General features: G+C 56.8%; 18 protein-coding genes. 10 read left to right on the top strand and 8 right to left on the bottom strand.

Annotation, left to right across the window (positions count from 1 at the left end; translation table 11 throughout):
* The first annotated feature begins 87 nt into the window (after positions 1–87).
* Together AC2FJ5_RS03735 and AC2FJ5_RS03730 are read left to right on the top strand one after the other, a co-directional pair.
* A complete protein-coding gene (locus tag AC2FJ5_RS03735; RefSeq protein WP_142633292.1) occupies positions 88–1,521 on the top strand; it encodes a cache domain-containing protein in 1,434 nt (477 codons plus the stop codon).
* A complete protein-coding gene (locus AC2FJ5_RS03730) occupies positions 1,518–2,165 on the top strand; it encodes a response regulator transcription factor (RefSeq protein ID WP_281994485.1) in 648 nt (215 codons plus the stop codon). The genes AC2FJ5_RS03735 and AC2FJ5_RS03730 overlap by 4 nt, the downstream gene beginning before the upstream one ends.
* A gap of 78 nt (positions 2,166–2,243) precedes the next feature.
* Here the strand turns inward: AC2FJ5_RS03730 and AC2FJ5_RS03725 are convergent, their stop codons facing one another.
* Positions 2,244–3,089: a HalD/BesD family halogenase gene (locus AC2FJ5_RS03725; RefSeq protein ID WP_496788352.1), complete on the bottom strand. Its 846-nt coding sequence runs from the start codon at positions 3,087–3,089 to the stop codon at positions 2,244–2,246.
* Positions 3,090–3,511: 422 nt separating this feature from the next.
* Between AC2FJ5_RS03725 and AC2FJ5_RS03720 the strand changes: the two genes are divergently transcribed.
* The 4 genes from AC2FJ5_RS03720 (at position 3,512) to AC2FJ5_RS03705 (ending at position 7,260) form a co-directional block, all read left to right on the top strand.
* Complete coding sequence (locus AC2FJ5_RS03720) at positions 3,512–5,263, top strand: acetolactate synthase 3 large subunit (protein WP_496688368.1); 1,752 nt, start codon at positions 3,512–3,514, stop codon at positions 5,261–5,263.
* 8 nt (positions 5,264–5,271) lie between these two features.
* Positions 5,272–5,664, top strand: a complete 393-nt coding sequence (locus AC2FJ5_RS03715) for a hypothetical protein (RefSeq protein ID WP_496792500.1) — start codon at positions 5,272–5,274, stop codon at positions 5,662–5,664.
* 6 nt (positions 5,665–5,670) lie between these two features.
* Positions 5,671–6,231, top strand: coding sequence for an acetolactate synthase small subunit (gene ilvN, locus AC2FJ5_RS03710; protein WP_142633282.1), 561 nt, complete (start codon positions 5,671–5,673; stop codon positions 6,229–6,231).
* A 285-nt stretch (positions 6,232–6,516) separates the two neighbouring features.
* Positions 6,517–7,260: a helix-turn-helix domain-containing protein gene (locus AC2FJ5_RS03705; protein ID WP_282021886.1), complete on the top strand. Its 744-nt coding sequence runs from the start codon at positions 6,517–6,519 to the stop codon at positions 7,258–7,260.
* 16 nt (positions 7,261–7,276) lie between these two features.
* Here the strand turns inward: AC2FJ5_RS03705 and AC2FJ5_RS03700 are convergent, their stop codons facing one another.
* The 4 genes from AC2FJ5_RS03700 to prfB all read right to left on the bottom strand — a co-directional run bounded on the left by AC2FJ5_RS03700 (position 7,277) and on the right by prfB (position 11,409).
* Entirely contained in the window at positions 7,277–8,056 is a 780-nt protein-coding gene (locus AC2FJ5_RS03700; protein ID WP_281971948.1) for a DUF2189 domain-containing protein, read from the bottom strand.
* 29 nt (positions 8,057–8,085) lie between these two features.
* Positions 8,086–9,480 (bottom strand): amidase, encoded by a 1,395-nt coding sequence (locus tag AC2FJ5_RS03695; RefSeq protein WP_496792499.1) that lies wholly within the window; start codon positions 9,478–9,480, stop codon positions 8,086–8,088.
* A 94-nt stretch (positions 9,481–9,574) separates the two neighbouring features.
* A complete protein-coding gene (locus AC2FJ5_RS03690; protein ID WP_496691084.1) occupies positions 9,575–10,267 on the bottom strand; it encodes a M50 family metallopeptidase in 693 nt (230 codons plus the stop codon).
* Between the two features lie 14 nt (positions 10,268–10,281).
* Complete coding sequence (prfB, locus tag AC2FJ5_RS03685) at positions 10,282–11,409, bottom strand: peptide chain release factor 2 (RefSeq protein ID WP_496691083.1); 1,128 nt, start codon at positions 11,407–11,409, stop codon at positions 10,282–10,284.
* 77 nt (positions 11,410–11,486) lie between these two features.
* Between prfB and AC2FJ5_RS03680 the strand changes: the two genes are divergently transcribed.
* Positions 11,487–11,864, top strand: coding sequence for an aminoglycoside phosphotransferase family protein (locus AC2FJ5_RS03680; protein ID WP_496792497.1), 378 nt, complete (start codon positions 11,487–11,489; stop codon positions 11,862–11,864).
* Complete coding sequence (locus tag AC2FJ5_RS03675) at positions 11,861–12,250, top strand: aminoglycoside phosphotransferase family protein (RefSeq protein WP_496792496.1); 390 nt, start codon at positions 11,861–11,863, stop codon at positions 12,248–12,250. Before AC2FJ5_RS03680 ends, AC2FJ5_RS03675 begins: the two co-directional genes overlap by 4 nt.
* Here the strand turns inward: AC2FJ5_RS03675 and AC2FJ5_RS03670 are convergent.
* From AC2FJ5_RS03670 to AC2FJ5_RS03660, 3 genes are all read right to left on the bottom strand, one after another.
* Complete coding sequence (locus AC2FJ5_RS03670) at positions 12,244–14,733, bottom strand: penicillin-binding protein 1A (RefSeq protein WP_496792495.1); 2,490 nt, start codon at positions 14,731–14,733, stop codon at positions 12,244–12,246. The two genes, AC2FJ5_RS03675 and AC2FJ5_RS03670, sit on opposite strands and share 7 nt — an antisense overlap.
* Positions 14,734–14,828: 95 nt before the next feature.
* Positions 14,829–16,049: an N-acetylmuramoyl-L-alanine amidase gene (locus AC2FJ5_RS03665; RefSeq protein ID WP_496792494.1), complete on the bottom strand. Its 1,221-nt coding sequence runs from the start codon at positions 16,047–16,049 to the stop codon at positions 14,829–14,831.
* 66 nt (positions 16,050–16,115) lie between these two features.
* On the bottom strand, positions 16,116–17,279 hold the full coding sequence (locus AC2FJ5_RS03660; protein ID WP_496792492.1) for a pyridoxal phosphate-dependent aminotransferase: 1,164 nt from the start codon (positions 17,277–17,279) through the stop codon (positions 16,116–16,118).
* On the opposite strand from AC2FJ5_RS03660, the gene AC2FJ5_RS03655 reads away from it, so the two are divergent.
* The gene (locus tag AC2FJ5_RS03655; RefSeq protein WP_496792639.1) at positions 17,278–18,660 is read left to right on the top strand and encodes a M48 family metalloprotease; all 1,383 of its coding nucleotides are present in this window, start codon (positions 17,278–17,280) and stop codon (positions 18,658–18,660) included. The two genes, AC2FJ5_RS03660 and AC2FJ5_RS03655, sit on opposite strands and share 2 nt — an antisense overlap.
* Positions 18,657–19,415, top strand: coding sequence for a DsbA family protein (locus tag AC2FJ5_RS03650; protein WP_271947549.1), 759 nt, complete (start codon positions 18,657–18,659; stop codon positions 19,413–19,415). The genes AC2FJ5_RS03655 and AC2FJ5_RS03650 overlap by 4 nt, the downstream gene beginning before the upstream one ends.
* Positions 19,416–19,429: the final 14 nt, after the last annotated feature.

Below are 19,429 nucleotides of genomic sequence, written 5' to 3'. Positions count from 1 at the left end.
TAGCAAAACAGGGATTTTTGGTGCCGTTTTCCCGCCAGGCGCCCAATCTTTTTGCAATTTTGCTGTGGCTTGCGTATCGATTCGTCCATGCAAAGACTTCGACAACTGGTCTCGTTGACCTATGCTCAAAAGCTGTCGCTGGTGGCGGCGATCCCGCTGGTCGTGGCGGTGGCCGCGATTGCGGTGATGGTTGCCTATGAGGCGCGCGCCACTGCCGAGCGCGAAATTGAAGCACTGGAACGCTCTTTGATTCAGGCCAAGAAGGAAGAGCTGCGCAACTATGTGACTCAGGCGCGCAATGGGTTTGCCTATATCTACGGGCGCGCGGCTCCGGATGACACCGCCGCCAAAACTCAGGTCGCGCAAATCCTGTCGGCCATGATCTATGGGCAGGACGGGTTCTTTTTCGTCTATGACTATGACGGCACCAATCTGGTCAGCCCGCGTCAGACTGAGTTCATCAACCGAAATTGGGAGGGTCTGACCGACAGCGACGGCACACCGGTGGTGAATGAGTTCATTCGCCTTGCTCGTCAGGGTGCGGGTTGGCACAGCTTTATGTGGCAAAAGCCCTCGACCGGGGAAGAAGCGCAAATGATCGCCTATGTCGTCGGCCTTCAGGATTGGCGCTGGGTTGTGGGCACCGGCGTGTTCATCGACGACATCGTTGCCGCCGTTGCCAGCGCCCGGGCCGAGGTTGAAGCGCGCGTGCAGCGTACCTTTATGTATATCGGTGCCATTGTTCTGGCCGCTGTTCTGATCGTCTTTGCCTCGGGCATGCTGTTGAACATCCGCGAAAGACGTCTGGCCGATGCCAAGCTGAAACAGCTGACCCAACGGGTGTTCGACGCACAAGAGGAAGAGCGCGGCCGTGTGGCACGCGAGCTTCATGACGGGATCAGCCAGATCCTTGTGGGCGTGCGCTTTGCGTTGGACAACGCCCGCCGTCGCCTGTCGCGCGGCGATGATGTGGGCGCGCATGATCCACTGGACAAGGGGATCGAGCATCTGGGAACCGCCATCAGCGAGGTCCGCCGCATCAGTCGCGACTTGCGCCCAGGCGTGCTGGACGATTTGGGCCTCGGCCCCGCGCTTGAGGCTCTGACAGATGATTTCCGCGAGAGAACCGGGATCGAGACCGATTTCTCGACCGTTGTTTTCCGCAACCGGCTGGATCAGGATAGCAAGATCGCCCTCTACCGCATCGCCCAAGAGGCCCTGACCAATATCGAACGCCATTCCGGTGCCACCCATGTCACCATCGATCTGCGCGGGCACAAGAAAGGCGCAACCATGCGAATAACCGACAATGGCCGCGGTTTGCGCAACTCTCCGGGTCGGGGCAGTACCGGGATTGGGTTGCGCAATATGCAGGAACGGATCGAGCAACTTGACGGATCGCTGCGTATTCTGTCATCACGCGGCCACCGCAGCGGCACAGTGATCGAGGTCAGCCTGCCACTCAGCCACCTGTTGCCGCCACAGGAAGACGCAACTCCGAACCGAAAGGCCGGTACATGAGCGACCAGACGATCCGGGTCCTGATTGTCGACGATCATCCAATGGTGGCCGAGGGGATCCAGTCGATCCTCGAAAGCTATGACGACATCACCGTGGTCGGGACACTCAGCAGCGGAAAGAAAGCGGTTGACCAGGTTGCCGATCTGAAGCCTGACGTCATCCTGATGGACCTGAACATGCCCGGGCTAAGTGGCCTGAGCGCAACCGAGATCATCCTTGAACGCATACCGGACACCTGCATTCTGATCCTGTCCATGCATGACAGCCCCGAATATATTTCGACTGCTCTCAGCCATGGTGCAAAAGGGTACGTGCTCAAGGACGTCCCAACGGATGAAATCAAAAAAGCCATCGATGCCGTCATGCGGGGTGAACAATATTTGTGCACGGGCGCAAGCGGTTCCCTCAAACCCAAAGGCGACACAACGCGCGAGGCTTTGACCGGGCGCGAGCAGACGATCTTGCTGGAGCTGGCACAAGGGAAATCGAACAAGGAAGTCGCCCATACGCTTGATATCTCAGTGCGAACGGTCGAGACCCATCGCAAGAACATCAAACGAAAATTGGGCATATCCTCAACTGCCGGCCTGACCCGCTATGCGCTGGAGCACGGCGTTCTACAGGGCACCAGCCCAGGGTTCTGATCCCGTAGCGCGGCACGCGCTGCTCGGCCTAGCCTCCGCAGGCAGGCGGGCAACGGGCGAGAGCACTCTTAGTTACCGTCAATCCAGAAGGGCGTCACGCCGGACTCCTTCCTTGTCATGGTGATGCTGAAGAACACGCCCATATAACTGACGGGTCCGTTCCACCCCACCGCACATGCCTTCGGTTTCGACAAAAGAAAAGATCCCGACATATCGTCTGCGCTCTCCTTTCACGGGAGCGACCCGGTGCAAGGAATAGCGCCCTTTGAAAATCTGCAGATCCCCTGGGTTCAACACCAACTGGTGCACCCGTTTCCGATCACCGTCCAGTACTGCAGAAACAGCCGCGAAATTCTCATCCTCGGCGCTTCGCAGGTTGGGGGCATATTCGAATTCACCACCGAATTCTCCATTCTGAATGGCCAGCGTCACGGTGTAGTTGTTGGTGTCAAAATGCCAGGGAAACCCCTGCCCTTCTTCGACCACGTTGATGATGACATCAGCCAAAGGATCATCGTAGCGAAAGAACCGGTCTTCGGACTCGTTCAATGCCGTTCGAATGAAAGGTAAAAAACCAGCGAACTCATAAATACGTCGCAGCGGTCCGGATTTGGAAAAACTGTCCGCTGGCACAAAGGCATTCGACCGATCATAAAATCGACGCACCGGATGGCTTGGCGCCAATGCCGGGTCGTCTTTGGTGAAATACGCATTCGTTCGGCTAAATGACCTATGTGCACCTACGGCAGTCTTATCGGCTTCTTTCAGCAAACGCGCCACGCCATCCTCGTGTACGAAACTTGGAAGAACAGCACAGCCGTCCCGATCCAGCTCGCGCCTCAGATCACCTATCAGCTGCTCATATGCCCATGAACCGGGGCGGTCTATCGGGTATCGCCCGAGATCAACCAGATCCTGCAACATGTTCGGCCTCCCTCGCCACTGCAATTAAGTCCAGCGTGACTCAGCCTAAAATCACGATCATGCCCGTTTCGGACATCGGCATGACGCATTTCGACACTTCCGTGCCACTCACCAAGCATTGCAAAGGGGCGAAAATCCCGAAAGTTCCGAACATGCGTCAAAATGCGCAATAAAATGTCGCAAAAACCCGCCCGAAAGTTAGAAAATTGGCAAATTTGCCTGTTGACGCCCCTTTCCACCGCCCATAATGTCCAACCCACGCAAAAAGGAGCCTCTGGCGATGAGAACGCTAGTCGTAATCGTAGGAACCACGCGCATGGGCCGGTAACGGTAAACCATAATCGAACCCATGCGCCTCCGAAAATCTCGGGGGCTTTTTTTATGCGAAACGCAAGACACATGTCGCCAATGGAGCAAAGCAGATGACACGTGAGATGACCGGCGCAAAGATGGTAGTTCAGGCCCTCAAGGATCAGGGCGTGGACACGGTATTCGGATACCCCGGCGGCGCCGTGCTACCGATCTATGACGAGATCTTTCTGCAAAACGACATTCGCCACATTCTGGTGCGCCACGAACAGGGCGCGGTTCACGCCGCCGAAGGCTATGCCCGCTCGACCGGCAAGCCCGGCGTTGCGCTTGTGACCTCGGGCCCCGGCGCTACCAATGCGGTGACCGGGCTGACCGATGCGCTTCTGGACTCGATCCCGATTGTTGTTCTGACCGGACAGGTTCCAACCTTCATGATCGGCTCGGACGCCTTTCAGGAGGCTGATACTATTGGCATCACCCGCCCCTGCACCAAACATAACTGGCTGGTAAAGGACACGAATTCGCTGTCCGATACCCTGCACGAGGCGTTCCATGTCGCCACCTCGGGCCGCCCTGGCCCGGTCCTGATCGACATTCCCAAGGACGTCCAGTTTGCATCCGGAGAATACAGTGCACCGAAACCATCTACCTCGCACTATCAACCTGTTCTGAAAGGCGATCTGGAAGAGATCACCGAGTTGGTTGCTGCGATTGAAACCGCGAAAAAGCCAGTGTTTTACACTGGCGGCGGCGTCATCAATTCGGGCCCGGCAGCCAGCCAGTTGCTGCGGGAACTGGTAGACGCAACAGATTTCCCAATCACTTCGACCTTGATGGGTCTGGGCGCCTATCCGGCGTCTGGCAGGAATTGGCTGGGCATGCTGGGCATGCACGGGTTGTATGAGGCCAATCTGGCGATGCATGATTGCGATCTGATGATCAATATCGGCGCTCGTTTTGATGACCGCATCACTGGACGGATCGACGCGTTCTCGCCCGATTCCAAAAAAGCGCATATCGACATCGACCCGTCTTCGATCAACAAGGTGATCCGCGTTGATATCCCGATTGTTGGCGATGTGGCCCACGTGCTTGAGGACATCCTCAAGGTCTGGAAATCGCGCGGTCGCAAGACCAACACCGCAGCTATTGCGAAATGGCAGGAACAGATCGGCGAATGGCGCAAGGTGAACTGCCTAGCCTATACCAACAGCGAAAAGACCATCAAACCGCAATACGCGCTGCAACGCCTTGAAGAACTGACAAAAAAACATGACCGGTACATCACGACCGAAGTTGGCCAACACCAGATGTGGGCCGCTCAATACCTTGGCTTCGAAGATCCCAACCGCTGGATGACCTCAGGTGGTCTGGGCACAATGGGTTACGGATTCCCGGCCTCGATCGGTGTTCAGATGGCACATCCCGACGCGCTGGTGATCAACGTGGCCGGTGAGGCCTCGTGGCTGATGAACATGCAGGAAATGGGCACCGCTACGCAGTATCGCCTGCCGGTGAAGCAGTTCATCCTGAACAACGAACGCTTGGGCATGGTGCGCCAGTGGCAGGAACTGCTGCATGGCGAACGGTATTCGCATTCCTGGTCCGAAGCGCTGCCTGATTTCGTCAAGCTCGCCGAGGCGTTTGGCGCCAAGGGTATCTTGTGTTCTGACCCCGCCGATCTGGACGATGCGATCATGGAGATGATCAACTATGACGGCCCCGTGATCTTCGACTGTCTGGTCGAAAAGCACGAGAACTGCTTCCCCATGATCCCGTCGGGCAAGGCCCATAACGAGATGCTGCTGGGCGAGGCCGAGACGCAGGGCGTGATCGATAGCAAAGGTTCGGTTCTGGTATGACAGCGCAGATGATCAGTTTTGACGCAACGCGCTTCCAGCCTACGCCGGACGAGTTGAACGAAGAAGCTGATGATTTCATTAATCCTGATGTGTTTGGCAAGGAACTCAGCATCTTTCTGAGTGAAGAGCTTGCCGCATCCGGGTTTGAGGTTTCCTTCGCCTGTGCCGAGGACTGGGGATGGTATCACGAAATTGATCACGACGAGCCGTTTGCCCTGGTTTTCGGCTGCTCAAACTATGGTGATGGCCACCAGGTTCAATTCTCACCAAAGACCGAGCATGTGAGAAAGATGTTCAAGAAATACCACGCAGCCCCCAAGGTGGATGCATTGCGTGGCGCAATTTGGAAAATTCTGGAGAATGCCGAAGGTGTATCGAACCTTCGCTACGAAGAGGACTAGCTCAGCATGTCTGCCCTACATATCAAAAAAGGCTCCACCCGCCATTCGGCCTATAACCTAAGACCCACGTTTTCCGACGTACAGGAACGCCATACCATCGCAGTTCTGGTCGAGAATGAACCGGGGGTTCTAGCCCGCGTCATCGGCCTGTTCTCGGGTCGTGGTTATAACATCGAAAGCCTGACCGTCGCCGAAGTGGACCATACCGGCCACCTAAGCCGCATCACCATCGTCACCACCGGCACCCCGCAGGTGATCGAACAGATCAAGGCGCAGCTGGGCCGGATCGTATCGGTACGCGACGTGCATGACCTGACGGTCGAAGGCGCGTCGGTCGAGCGGGAATTGGCCATCATCAAGGTGGTCGGCGACGGCGACAAGCGGGTCGAGGCGCTGCGTCTGGCCGATATTTTCCGTGCCAATGTCGTGGACAGCACGTTGAATTCATTCATTTTTGAGATCACCGGCGCACCTGACAAGATCGACGCCTTTGCCGATCTCATGCGCCCACTGGGTCTGATCGAAATCGCCCGGACCGGCGTTGCAGCCCTGTTGCGCGGCGATTGACCAAAACTGCCCCGCCGGCGAATCCAGTTGGCGGCGGGGTATCGGCAATACCCAATTTGCAAGATCACAATACGCCAAACGTGAACATCAACGTCACATTTGCCTAAAAAGTTTAAGCTAAATCAGAATTAACCTATTGCGTCTGTGCATCATCGCGTTAGCCTTCAAGGGTAGCGCGGCGTTGGGATGCGTCCGCTGGGTCATCTGTACGATTTCAGACAGCGCCTGGTTTGTTGGCCAGTTGTGTCGCGGTTATTCGGAATACACACAAGTACCGGGACGAAAATGACGAACGACAGCCGCAGCCCCGACGACCTACGCAGGATGTTCGGCGCCAATCTGCGAACTCTTGCTGGACAATATAATTCAGTTTCCGAGCTGTGCCGCCAGCTTGGAGTGAACCGAACTCAGTTCAATCGCTATCTTGGCGGCGAAAGCTTTCCCCGACCCGATGTCCTTGACCGAATATGCCGCTTTTTTGATGTTGATGCTCGGATTTTGCTCCATCCCTTGGATCAGATTGACCAACCGTCCAAGCACCCGGCTGCCGTCGCCCTGACCGAGTTTCTGGGATCCACCCCAGCCACCCTGACTGAAATTCTGTTTCCCGGCGGGTTCTATTATGCGACCGAGACAGAACTTGATGGCACAAAACCCCTGAGACACAGGCTTTTTCACGCCAGAAGGTTACCGCAATGTACTTTGGTTAGAGGGTTTGAACCAATTTCCGAGACACCCGGAGCATCAGTCGCAGAGCGCGAAGTACAGGGTATTGTGGCCTGTGCCGGGCGGCAGATTTATATGCTCATGTCCTGTCGTGCGTCTCAGAAAAGCAGGATTTATCTGGTGACACGTGGAATTGAAAATCAAACAAACTGTTGGCGCGGTGTCGCAATTTGCCTGTCAAAAACTACAGCTACCGCAACGACGACACGGCGGATATTGCTCAGACATTTAGGGGACGACACCTCGACAGTCCTGGCCGCCGCGCGCATTGCACGCCGACCAGAAGCCATGGCCCGCGCTTGACAACGATCCTGGCGTGTTAACCCGCGATTTCCCCGCCCTGAGAGATCAGCCAGTATAGGTGCCAACTGGCGTGCCCCAATAGCGGCAGTACGATCAACAAGCCGAAAAACCAGGGGATCATTGCGGCAAACGTCAGAACCGCAATCAGCGCGCCCCACCCCAGCATCAATCTGCGGTTTGCGGCCACATAGCTATAGCTGGCAATCATTGCGGTCACAAAATCCAGCTCTCGGTCCAAAAGCATCGGAATTGAAAGCACCGTGATCATGTAGAGGATGGTCACAAAAATCGCGCCAACAGCTGTTCCAACCGCCAACATCGTCAACCCGTTTGATGTAAGGAACACCTCAAGGGACGAAGACACATTGGTCATGGTCGATAGCCCCATAAAAAGGGCAAAGATCATGTGGCCAAGAAAGAACCAGAACAGAAACATCACAACGATGATGGCGCAGATCGAAGGCAACTGACGGCGGCTTTGACCCAGGATTACGCCAAATATGGCCCGAGAATCCAAACCTTCACCCTCTTGAATGCGCCGCGATACCTCATACAGCCCCACCATGGCAAAGGGGCCCAGCATCGGGAAACCGATTGCGGCCAAAATCAGCCAATAGGTCGTTCCGGTCGTGAGAGTGACCCAAACCATCAGCCAACCCATCAAAACATAGAACCCGGAAAAGAGCAGCCCAAAGAGCGGAGCGCGGCGAAAATCGCTCCAGCCTCGCCTTAGGGCCTCGTGCAGCATTTCGACATCTACCCGCCCCATGTTCGGAACACCAAACTGTTTGTCCATGGCTTTTATCCTTCGTATCCGGTCGATTTTCAGGCGGGTCGTTTTTGCGGCCAACTGGTGGCAGAATGATATGCAGATCCGATGGACAAAATGCGAGAATCCGCTCCGCGCGGACCAAAGATCTGCATCCCCATCGGCAAGCCTTCGGATCCAAATCCAACAGGAACCGAGAGGCAAGGCAGTCCGATCAGGCTGACCGGCACCACGACCTGCATCCAACGGTGATAGGTATCCATCCGGGTGCCGTTGATTTCGGTGGGAAATGCAAGCTGCAAGTCGAATGGCCAGACCTGGGCCGACGGCAGGATAAGCGCATCATAGTCCTGGAAAACTTCGGTCGCACGTCGGAACCACTCGGTTCGCACAACACTGGCACGATGGACCTGCATCGCTGTCAGCGCCAGACCACGGTCCAGTTCCCATTGCGCAGTATCCTTCAGTGACGCGCGGTGTTCTGTCCGAGACGCAAGACCGGCGGCCACGCTCCACGAACGCAATGTAATCCAGCTATTCCACATCTGGTCTGCGTCAAAGGGTGGTGTGAGGGGTTCGACCTTGCCCCCGAGTTGAGTGAACACCTCGAGCGCGTCACAGCATACCTCGCGGATACCAGGTTCGAATGGAAAGGCTCCGCCCCAGTCATCCAACCACCCGATACGCATTCCGGTCAGATCTGCGGGTTGGACCGGAGACACGCTTTCCCCCGGATGGCCCAAAGGTTGGGACGGATGAGTGCCGCTGATCACATCAAGCAATAGACCAATATCTTCGGGGCTCCGCGCCATTGGGCCCAATGTAGAAAGCTGGTGCAAGTACCCGTCACCGTCGGGTTCGTTTGGCACCCGCCCCCAACTGGGCCTGAAGCCATAGACGTTGTTCCATGCCGCAGGGTTGCGCAGGCTGCCCATCATGTCAGACCCATCGGCCAGCGCCACCATGCCAGACGCCAGCGCGACTGCTGCTCCACCGGATGAACCGCCGCAGGTACGCTCGGGGTCATATGGATTGCATGTCACGCCATATACTGGGTTGAACGTATGTGAGCCCAACCCGAACTCCGGAGTATTGGTTTTACCGATCAGGATTGCCCCGGCCTCTTTCATCCGCTGGGCTAACAGATCGTCTGTTTCCGGAATGAACCCATTCAGGATTGGCGATCCTTGGGACGAAACGACGCCCGCAACATTCACCAAGTCTTTGACGGCAATCGGCAGACCATGCAGCGGACCACGGTTTGGTCCGGCATCAACAGCACGGGCCTCGGCCATCAAATCATCAGGATCACGCATCGCCACGATTGCATTCAGGCGCTCGTTCACTGCGCCGATCCGCTCTAGCGTCAGTTGCATCAGCTCAGCCGCCGATAAACGCCCAGAGGACAATGCACTCAACAATTCGGCTGCTGTTATTTGGCCTAGATCCATCCCTGGGCTCCACCTTTTTGGTCAGCCTAGCCGGAGCGTATCCTCATTTAAACCCTCAGTTTGAATGCATCTTTTTAGCAAAGACCACCCGAGGTCACTTGGATCGAGACTCAAAATGCAAATTGCTGTCGTGCCCAAGAAAGTGTTTTACGCACAATAGGATGGAAAGGACGCTTAACACAAGCCAGATCCCGCCCCACATCATGGTTGTGCCGCCGAATTCTTGGGCCAGCATGTAGGCATCCGAGCGGACACCCGAGCGCCGGATCGTGTCATCAAAGATATCATAAGGCACATAGATCACGCTGGTCAGCCCGATCACGCGTAAAGCCAGATCACAGATCGGCCGACTTAGATAGAACGCCATGCCGATCATTACCGCCCCAACACCTGCACAAAACGCCATGGCAAAGGGATCGCGGACATAAAGCGCTGTTACCAACAGCATCACTCCGCCAAATCCACCCAGCACCGCCCGGTCCCAATGCGTGCGCAATGCAATCAGCAACAACCCCATCCCTAGCGCCAGCGACCCGAGATAACCGGCGGACAGGCTGAAGAACCTTTGCCCACCACGCGCTGTGACAAGACCACCCTGCTGCGGTGAGATCGAGAAGCTCTCGACCGAACCACCGGTTAGGACGACGGTTATCGCGTGCGACAGCTCGTGTAGGAAAACGATGAGTATCTTCAGAGGCACCACAACCGGCGTAGACCAGAACACAAACACCAAAGCGACAAGCGCAATCAGTTGCCAATGTCCTTTGATCAGCTTCATCATGGGCATCGAACGCGCTGCTATCAGCCCTCGCCCTGTGCTTCGGAGCGGCTTTTTCCGGCCACGTTCAAGGCCAGTGTGGCGGCCATGAACCCGTCAAGATCCCCATCCAAAACCCCCTTGGTATCCGAGGTTTCATAGTTGGTCCTCAGGTCCTTCACCATCTGGTAAGGCTGCAGAACATACGACCGGATCTGGTTGCCCCAGCCCGCATCGCCCTTGGCCTCGTGGGCTGCGTTGATGTCAGCATTGCGGCGGTCCAGCTCTTGCTGGTACAGGCGGGATTTCAGTGCTTTCATCGCAATATCACGGTTCTGGTGCTGGGATTTCACGGATGATGTAACAACGATCCCGGTCGGGATATGCGTGATCCGCACGGCCGAGTCCGTGGTGTTCACGTGCTGGCCTCCTGCCCCCGAGGACCGGTAGGTGTCGATGCGAATCTCGGACGGGTTGACCTCGATCTCGATATTGTCGTCCACCACCGGGTAAACCCAGACCGAACTGAACGAGGTATGCCGTTTGGCCGCCGAGTCATAAGGTGAAATTCGCACCAGCCGATGCACACCGCTTTCCGATTTCAGCCAGCCATAGGCGTTGTGGCCAGAAATTTTGTACGCTGCGGATTTAATGCCCGCCTCTTCGCCCGAGGTCTCGGATTGCAACTCGACCGTATAGCCCTTTTTCTCGGCCCAGCGGACATACATCCGCGCCAGCATCGAAGCCCAGTCGCAGCTTTCGGTGCCGCCTGCGCCCGAATTGATCTCAAGGAAAGTGTCGTTGCCGTCGGCCTCTCCGTCCAGCAGCGCCTCAAGCTCTTTCTTGGCGGCTTTGGCTTTTAGCTTTCTGATCGCCTCTTCGGCGTCGGTGACGACCTCTTCGTCCTCTTCCATCTCGCCCAGTTCGATCAACTCCATATTGTCGCTGAGGTCGGTTTTGATGGACTCATAGATTTCAATAGCATCGACCAGCATCTGCCGCTCGCGCATCAGTTTTTGCGCATTCTCGGGGTTGTCCCACAGGTTGGGATCCTCAACCCGGGCATTGAATTCCTCAAGGCGATGGGGTGCGGTTTCATAGTCCATGCGCTGCGCCAGCAGCTCTAGCGACTTTTCAATTTCCGCCACGGTATTCTGGGTTTCGGCGCGCATGGTTACGTCCCAACTTGCTCAATCAGGCCTGCGTGATAGCAAGAGCGTGGGGCCACCACAAGACAGCGGAGACCTGAATGCATATTGTTCCGGGTGATATCATGGATTGCTGGGGATTATGCCGTGCCACACTGATCGCCGAAGCCCAGCATGCGTTAGTCTGGAAAGTTCACGCGCGGGATTATGGGCCGGCCGCGCTAAAGCTATACCACCGCGCAGATCGCGGGAACGAAGCTGCTTCGACCGGGCTTTTGTCGCTCTGGCGGGATCGTGGCGCGGTTGCCATTTATGCCGAAGCGGGCAAAGCCGTATTGATGGAGTGGTTGGAGGGTCCGACACTGGGTGACATCGCGCGTGACGGAAACGCTGAAAGCGCGCTGCAGGTTTTCTCGGATATGGCCCACCGCCTTCACCAAAAGCCCACGGTTGCCCCGATGCGCTACAACGCGATGTGATCCGCGCAACGGAACTGGCATCAAACCTTCTGACGAGCCAACCGCAGGTGGTGCCGCTGCATGGTGACCTTCACACCGATAACGTAATTCAGACGTCTTCAGGGGCACGGGTAATTGATGCAAAGGGGTATCTGGGCGATCCTGCTTTTGAACTTGCAAACGCATTGCGGCACCCCAAAGGCATGCCTGGTCTGGTTCGCAGCCGCGACCAGATCGAACGCTGCCTCCAGCTTTACTCCGGAGCGTTAGGTGTGTCGCGGAAACGTCTTGCCCAATGGGCCGCTGCAAAATGTGCGCTATCCGTCATGTGCCGCGGCCATGGGATAGTTTCAACAGCGCCCGAGGCAACGCTCTTGAACCGTTTGTTGCGCGCGGCGGATCAGTAAAGCCCGCCGCCCTGCAAATCGCCCTGGCTGGCATTTGGGCCAACGGTGATGGTGTCGCCGGTCGACGTGGTCACCTGACGACCCGAACTGTTGACCTCTTCAAACAGCGGCAGGTCGGAACCCATCGCAAAACCACCGTCATAGATGCGGTCGATAAAGCCGTCGGCGCCATCGCGGAAATACTCGGCCACGACAAAATCTCCGGACGCATCAGAGGGCAAGCGTGCACCGCTGAATCGGTCGATTTTGATAAAGTGACCACCCGGTGGCACCTCGAACGGACCTCCCCCGTATTTCTCGACAGCTGTCTCCATGAAGCTTTGGAACACGGGACCGCACAAAGTGCCGCCATAAGCGCCCCGGCCCATCGGGCGCGGACGGTCGTAGCCGATATAGCAGCCAGCAACGATGTTCGAAGTAAAGCCGATGAACCAGGCGTCTTTGGATTCATTGGTTGTCCCGGTCTTACCTGCGGTCGGCACCGGCAGATTGACAACACGGGATGCCGTGCCACGATCCACGACACCTTTCATCATCGACGTCAGCTGATAAGCGGTGATCGCATCCATGACCTGACTGCGGTTTGTCTCGATCGTGGGGGATTCATCAGGTTCCAGCCAGGCCGAATTACAATCCAGGCACTGGCGGTCATCGTGCCGATAGATTGTCTTGCCGAACCGATCCTGAATACGGTCAACCAGAGTGGGTTCAACCCGCTCGCCGCCATTTGCGAACATCGCATAGGCCGCAACCATCTTGTACAGCGTCGTCTCTTCGGACCCCAGCGAGTTGGCCAGGAAAGCACCCATCCGGTCATAAACGCCAAAGCGTTCCGCGTATCCGGCAACCACCGGCATCGTGACTTCTTGCGCCAGACGGATGGTCATCAGGTTCCGCGACTGTTCAATCCCGGTACGCAATGGCGTCGGCCCGTAGAATTTGTTGGTCGAATTCTTGGGTCGCCACAGGCCCTGCGGTGTGTTCACTTCGATCGGAGCGTCGACCACAATGGTCGCAGGGCTATACCCGCTGTCCAACGCAGCGGCATAGACGAAAGGCTTAAAGCTTGACCCGGGTTGACGCTGCGCCTGCGTGGCACGGTTGAACACAGAATCCTGATACGAGAATCCGCCCTGCATCGCCAAAACCCGGCCCGAGTTCACATCCATCGCAACAAAGCCGCCCTGAACCTCGGGGACCTGACGGGCCGACCATTGGCCTTCTTCCCCGGCCATTACCAGAATGACGTCACCGCGTTTGAAGTTGTCGAAGAAGCTGCCCTGCATCCACTTGATGTCCGAGCGCGGGATGATGCCGTCAGCCGGACCATTTTCAATGCCGACGGTCAGGGCCTGCTCACCGACATCCAGTACTACGGCGGGATACCACTGCGTAGGCAGAACCACATCACGGGGGATTTCCAAAATCGCCAAGGCCTCACGCCACTGCACCTCATCCGCCAGTATTTCTTCGGCGATCACTTCGTCGGTCCCGTGCCATTTTCCACGAGACCGGTCGTATTTCTGCAGCGCCTCGCGCAGGGCGTGCGCGGCTTTGACTTGCATTTCCTCGTCCACAGAGGCGCGGACAGTAAAACCACCTGTGAAGAACTCGCCCTCGCCGAAATCTTCGCTCAGCTGGCGGCGGATTTCGTCGGTGAAGTAATCCCGCGGCGGCAAGGCGGTGCGGAAACTTTCGAAATCACCATTCTGGACAGACCGCAAAGGCATCTCGACCTCGGCCTCATAGGTCGCCGTGTCGATATAACCGTTTTGGTTCATCTCGCGCAGCACGTAATTGCGCCGGTTCACAAGGCGTTCTTTCTGCCGAACCGGGTGATAATCCGACGGCGCCTTGGGCATAGCCGCCAAAGTGGCGGCCTCATGCGGAGCCAATTCCTGAAGGGTCTTGTTGAAATAGGTTTGCGCTGCTGCGGTTACACCATACGAGTTCTGGCCCAGAAAAATCTCGTTCATGTACAGTTCTAGGATCTGTTCCTTATCCAGCGTATTCTCAAGCCGTGTGGCCAGGATGATCTCTTTGATCTTGCGCTCGGCCCGACGGTCCCCCGACAACAGGAAGTTCTTCATTACCTGCTGTGTGATCGTCGATGCACCCCGTACATTCTCGCCCTTGGATTTCACTGCCTCGACACCAGCGGCAATAATCCCGCGCGGATCATAGCCCTTATGGTTATAGAAATTCTTGTCTTCGGCCGAAATAAAGGCCTGCTTAACCAGTTCGGGGATTTCTTCTGACGGGGTGAACAGACGGCGTTCCTGCGCAAATTCGTCGATCAGCTGACCCTCGCCAGAATAAATCCGGCTGATCGTGGGCGGTTTGTACTGCGCCAGGGATTCGTGACTGGGCAGGTCGCGCCCATACATCCAGAACACCGCGCCGATAACCATCGCAGCCATAAAAATACCCAGGGTCACGAGGCTGAATATCGCCCCGAAAATCGAAAGAATGAAACGGATCACGTTACTGCCTTTTGCTCGCGGTGCCGCCTATATAGTGTCGCACCTGTGCAGGGTCAAAACACCATGGCCAATAATAGCCGGTTTGCGCCACGGGGTCACTGTCCAATCAGGGATCGTTTTACCATATCGTCCTGGCGCCATTTCTCTAGCCCATCCCGAATACCGCGCGCCATTCCCATGCGCCATTCCTGATTTCGTATGTTTTTCAAATCTCTAGGGCTGGAAAGGAAGCCAAGCTCAATCAGAACGGAAGGAATATCCGCTGCCTTCAGAACCGAAAATGAGGCTGTGCGAATTGGCTTGTTGTTCATCGGACCACCCTGTTGCGTCATTCCATTCGCCAGCATTTGTGCCAACGCATCCGTACGCGGCCTGGTTTCCTGACGCGCAAGGTCCAGCAGAACATCTGCAACCTGATCATCCGCACCGCTCAGATCGACGCCCGAAATCAAATCACTGCGGTCGTGCCGCTCAGCCAGTTTGTGGCTTGCCACATCCGAGGCATCTTGAGACAGCGTATAAACGGCCGCGCCATGAGCCCGCCCTTCTGTCAGAATGTCGGCATGTAAAGAGATGAACACATCTGCACCTGCACGGTGTGCCAATGCAATACGACGTTCAAGAGAAACGAACTGATCATCGGTCCGCGTCATCTCAACCTCGTATCCGCCCGTGCGCAATAGCATCTCGCGCAGCTCTCGGGCAAAGGTCAGCATCAGCGTTTTCTCATCATCACCGTCAACTTCGGCGCCGGGATCAATTCCTCCATGCCCGGGGTCCAACATGACACGCAAAGTTCCGTTGCCCTGCCCCACCGGAGCGACCGATGTCTCTGCTGGTTCGGGCAAATCCCAGCCGGTTTGCCGGGGCGTTCCGGCGCTGGCTGCGAAACTGTCGAAATCTGTCCCTTGCAGCCCAAGCGTCAAATGCGCGGCCCCAGTCGCAGAGTCCACTCGCATATCCGCCGTCTCTACCGCCAGAGGCGCGCCCAGTTCGAGTACCATGCGGGACCAGCCCGGTACATAAGAGCCGAACTGCACACCGCTGATACGGCCAGTCTGTAGAAAGCGGTCACGATCAAGACCGGTCCAGTCTACCTCCTGGAAATCCAGGATCATCCGATACGGGTCGCGCAGGGTAAAAACGCGATAAGGCACCCCCTGGCTAAGCCCAAGATGGATGCTTACACCGGACCGCCCGTCATCAACAATCGAACTTTGGTCTGGCAAAACACGGGCGAGTGCGCTGAAATCCTGCGCAACTGCGGCACTGCCTAGTGCCCAGATCAGCGCGATGGCGTAAATAATTCTGCTCATGGCCTCAAGTTTTCCCGAGATCGTTTGAAGCGCAGCCTACCCGACCCGCACTTGGATGTGAACGCTTTAGGCTTGGGCAGAAATCAAGCCCCGATCAGCCATGAAACGCTGAAGTCGCCGCAGACCTTCCTCGATATCCTCGGTCGAGCGTGCATAGGAAAAACGGATGGTGCCGTGCCCGCGCTGAGGATCGAAATCCAGCCCCGGAGTGACCGCCACGCCGACCTTATCCAAAATCTCAGCCGCAAAGGCACGGCTGTCGTCTGTCAGGTCAGACACATCGGCGTAAACATAGAATGCCCCGTCAGGTGGCGCGATATCGGTGAAACCGGCTTTGGGCAGACCGTCCAGCATCAGCGCGCGGTTCCGCCGATAGACATCCAGATTTGCCTGCAATTCTTCATCACAATCCATCGCAGCCAACGCCGCCACCTGGCTGGCATGGGGCGCGCAGATAAACATGTTCTGCGCGATCCGTTCGACAACGCGCACCTGATCCTCGGGCACAACCATCCAGCCCACACGCCAACCTGTCATAGAGAAATACTTGGAGAATGAGTTGATCACATAGCACTCATCTGTCAGCTCCAGCGCGGTGACGGCTTTGGCTTCGTATTCCAGACCATGATAAATCTCGTCACTGATGAAAGACGCGCCCTGGCTATGTGCGGCATCGATCAGCGCACCCATTGCGGCATGGTTCAGCATGGTTCCTGTCGGGTTGGCGGGCGAGGCCACCATCAGCCCCTGCAAATTTAGCCCGGCGAAATCGGCTGGCACCGGCTGCAGGCGGTGTTCCGGAGCGGTGGGCAGATCAACCGCGACCAGCCCCAGGGCCCGCAATATCTGCCGATATGACGGATAGCCTGGGGCCCCGATACCCACGCGATCCCCGCTGTCGAACAGCGCGGTGAACGCCAGCAGGAATCCGCCAGACGAACCGGGGGTTATCACCACCCGTTCGGGATTGAGATCGACATTATACCACTCGCCATACATCTGCGCGATCCGGCGGCGCAGTGCTGGCAGACCCAATGCAACGGTATATCCCAGCGGGCCTTGCTCCATTGCCTTAGCCAATGCCTCGGTCGCCCCTTTGGGTGCGCCGGTTCCAGGCTGGCCGACCTCCATGTGGATGATGTGACGGCCGGCTTCTTCAGCTTTGCGGGCAGCCTCCATCACGTCCATCACGATGAACGGATCGACCCCGGACCGGGTTGAGTTTCGCATGGCCATCTCCCATGTTGCAATCATGGCTTTTGAACGCGTATCCAGGCTGGCGTCAATCCCGGCCCTGTTGCTGTTTGCAGTGACTTGGCTCGTAGGCGCTGTTCAGGCCCAAAGCCTGATCCGTGATCCAGATATTGAACACGGTCTGCGAGAGTTGGCCTTTCCCGTACTGCGCGCCGCCGGTCTGAATACCAACCGGGTCCAGATACTGGTGGTCAATGACAGCACGTTCAATGCCTTCGTTCTGGATTACAATGCGATCTATCTGAACTATGGGCTAATCCTTTCAGTCGAAAGCCCCGAGATGTTGCAGGCGGTTATCGCACATGAGGCGGCCCATATCGCCAACGGGCATTTATCGCGCCGTTACGAAAACCTGAATGCAGCACGGCAAAAAGCCGGGCTTGGGACGGCTTTGGCTCTGATTGCTGCAGCTGCTGGCGGCGGCGAGGCCGCATTCGGAATTGCAGCCGGTACTAATTCGGCAGCCCTGCGCAGCTTTCTTGGCCACACCCGCGCTGAAGAGTCCTCGGCGGATCGCAGCGCAGCAAGCTATCTACGTTGGGCCGGTATCTCGCCCAGTGGCATGGTGTCTCTGCACCGTAAATTCGCGGGGCAAGAGCTGTTAAACACGGTCAACCAGGACCCATACATGCGATCACACCCCACCAGCCGCGAGAGGTTGCGCGCCGCCGAGGCGTTTCTGGAAGAGTTCGGCGATAAAGCCAAACCCAGCCAGAATGCCGATTACTGGTTCGCAAGGGCGAAAGGTAAACTATCGGCCTTCATCCGCTCGCCCACATGGACGATGCGGCGCGCCAAAGAAGAAACCGCCCAGGACATACGACTGATGCGCAAGGCAGCAGCCCACCATCAAAACCGTGATCTGACCAAAGCGCGCGCTGCGATTGATGGTGCATTGGCAATCCGGCCCAATGACCCCTATTACTATGACCTCAAAGGCCAGATCATGCTTGAAAACCGTCAAGTGGCTGATGCGGTAGCAGCATATGGCAAAGCCGTTGAATTGGCGCCGAATAACCCACTTATCCTGGCCGGATACGGGCGGTCCCTGTTGGTTCAAGGTAAGACAGTGGAAGCCTTGGCCATTCTTGAAAAAGCGCGGGCCAGAGATTTTCGTAACGCAAGATTGATGCAAGACCTGGGTGCAGCTTATGCCAAAACAGGCAATACTGGCATGGCATCGGCGGTTACAGCCGAAAGATATGCCCTGCAGGGCCGTTTGGATGACGCCGGTATTCACGCGAAACGCGCGGTTGCGCAGTTGCCGGTCGGATCACCGGGTTGGCAACGGGCCCAAGATGTGTTGATTGCGTTTGAACAAGCAAACAAGAGTAATTCGAAAAGGAAACGGAAATGATCCTCAGACACGCTGCACCAGCCCTTCTGGGGCTTTCCCTGATCGCAGGATCGGCGCAGGCCTTGGACCTGAGCCAGCTGACCGACGCCGAAAAACAACAATTCGGAGAGCAGGTACGCGAATACCTTCTGGAAAACCCCGAAGTCATCATCGAAGCGATCAACATTCTGGAACAACGCAACGCCGTTGAAGAAGCGCAGGCGGATAAAGAGCTTGTCGCCAGCAATGCTGATGAGCTTTTCAACGACGGGTACAGCTGGGTGGGCGGCAATCCGGACGGAGATATTACTCTGGTCGAATTCATGGACTATCGCTGCGGATATTGCCGCCGTGCGGTTCCCGAAGTGGCCAGCCTGCTGGCCGAGGATGGCAATATTCGGCTTGTGATCAAAGAGTTTCCGATCCTCGGAGACGCGTCGATGATCTCATCCCGCTTTGCTGTTGCCGCCAAACATGTTGCCGGGGACGATGCCTATAAGCAGGTTCACGATGCCCTGCTTGAATTCACCGGGGAACCGTCGCCGGTTACTTTGCGCCGTATCTCGGACGGGCTGGGTTTGGACAGTGACGCGATTCTGGCGGCAATGGACAGCGAACAGGTCACCGAGGAAATCCAAAAGACCCGTGAATTGGCGCAGCGGATGCAGATTTCGGGCACGCCTTCGTTTGTGCTGGGCACCGAAATGCTGCGCGGGTACCTGAAAGCAGATCAGATGCAGCAAATTGCGAACGCCGTTCGCGCCGAGCAAGGCTGATTTGGCAGGCCGGT

It is taken from the genome of Ruegeria sp. CDSA221, from assembly GCF_059611825.1.
The sequence above is the reverse complement of the archived record's forward strand: the minus strand, read 5'-3'. Positions and strand labels throughout refer to the sequence as shown.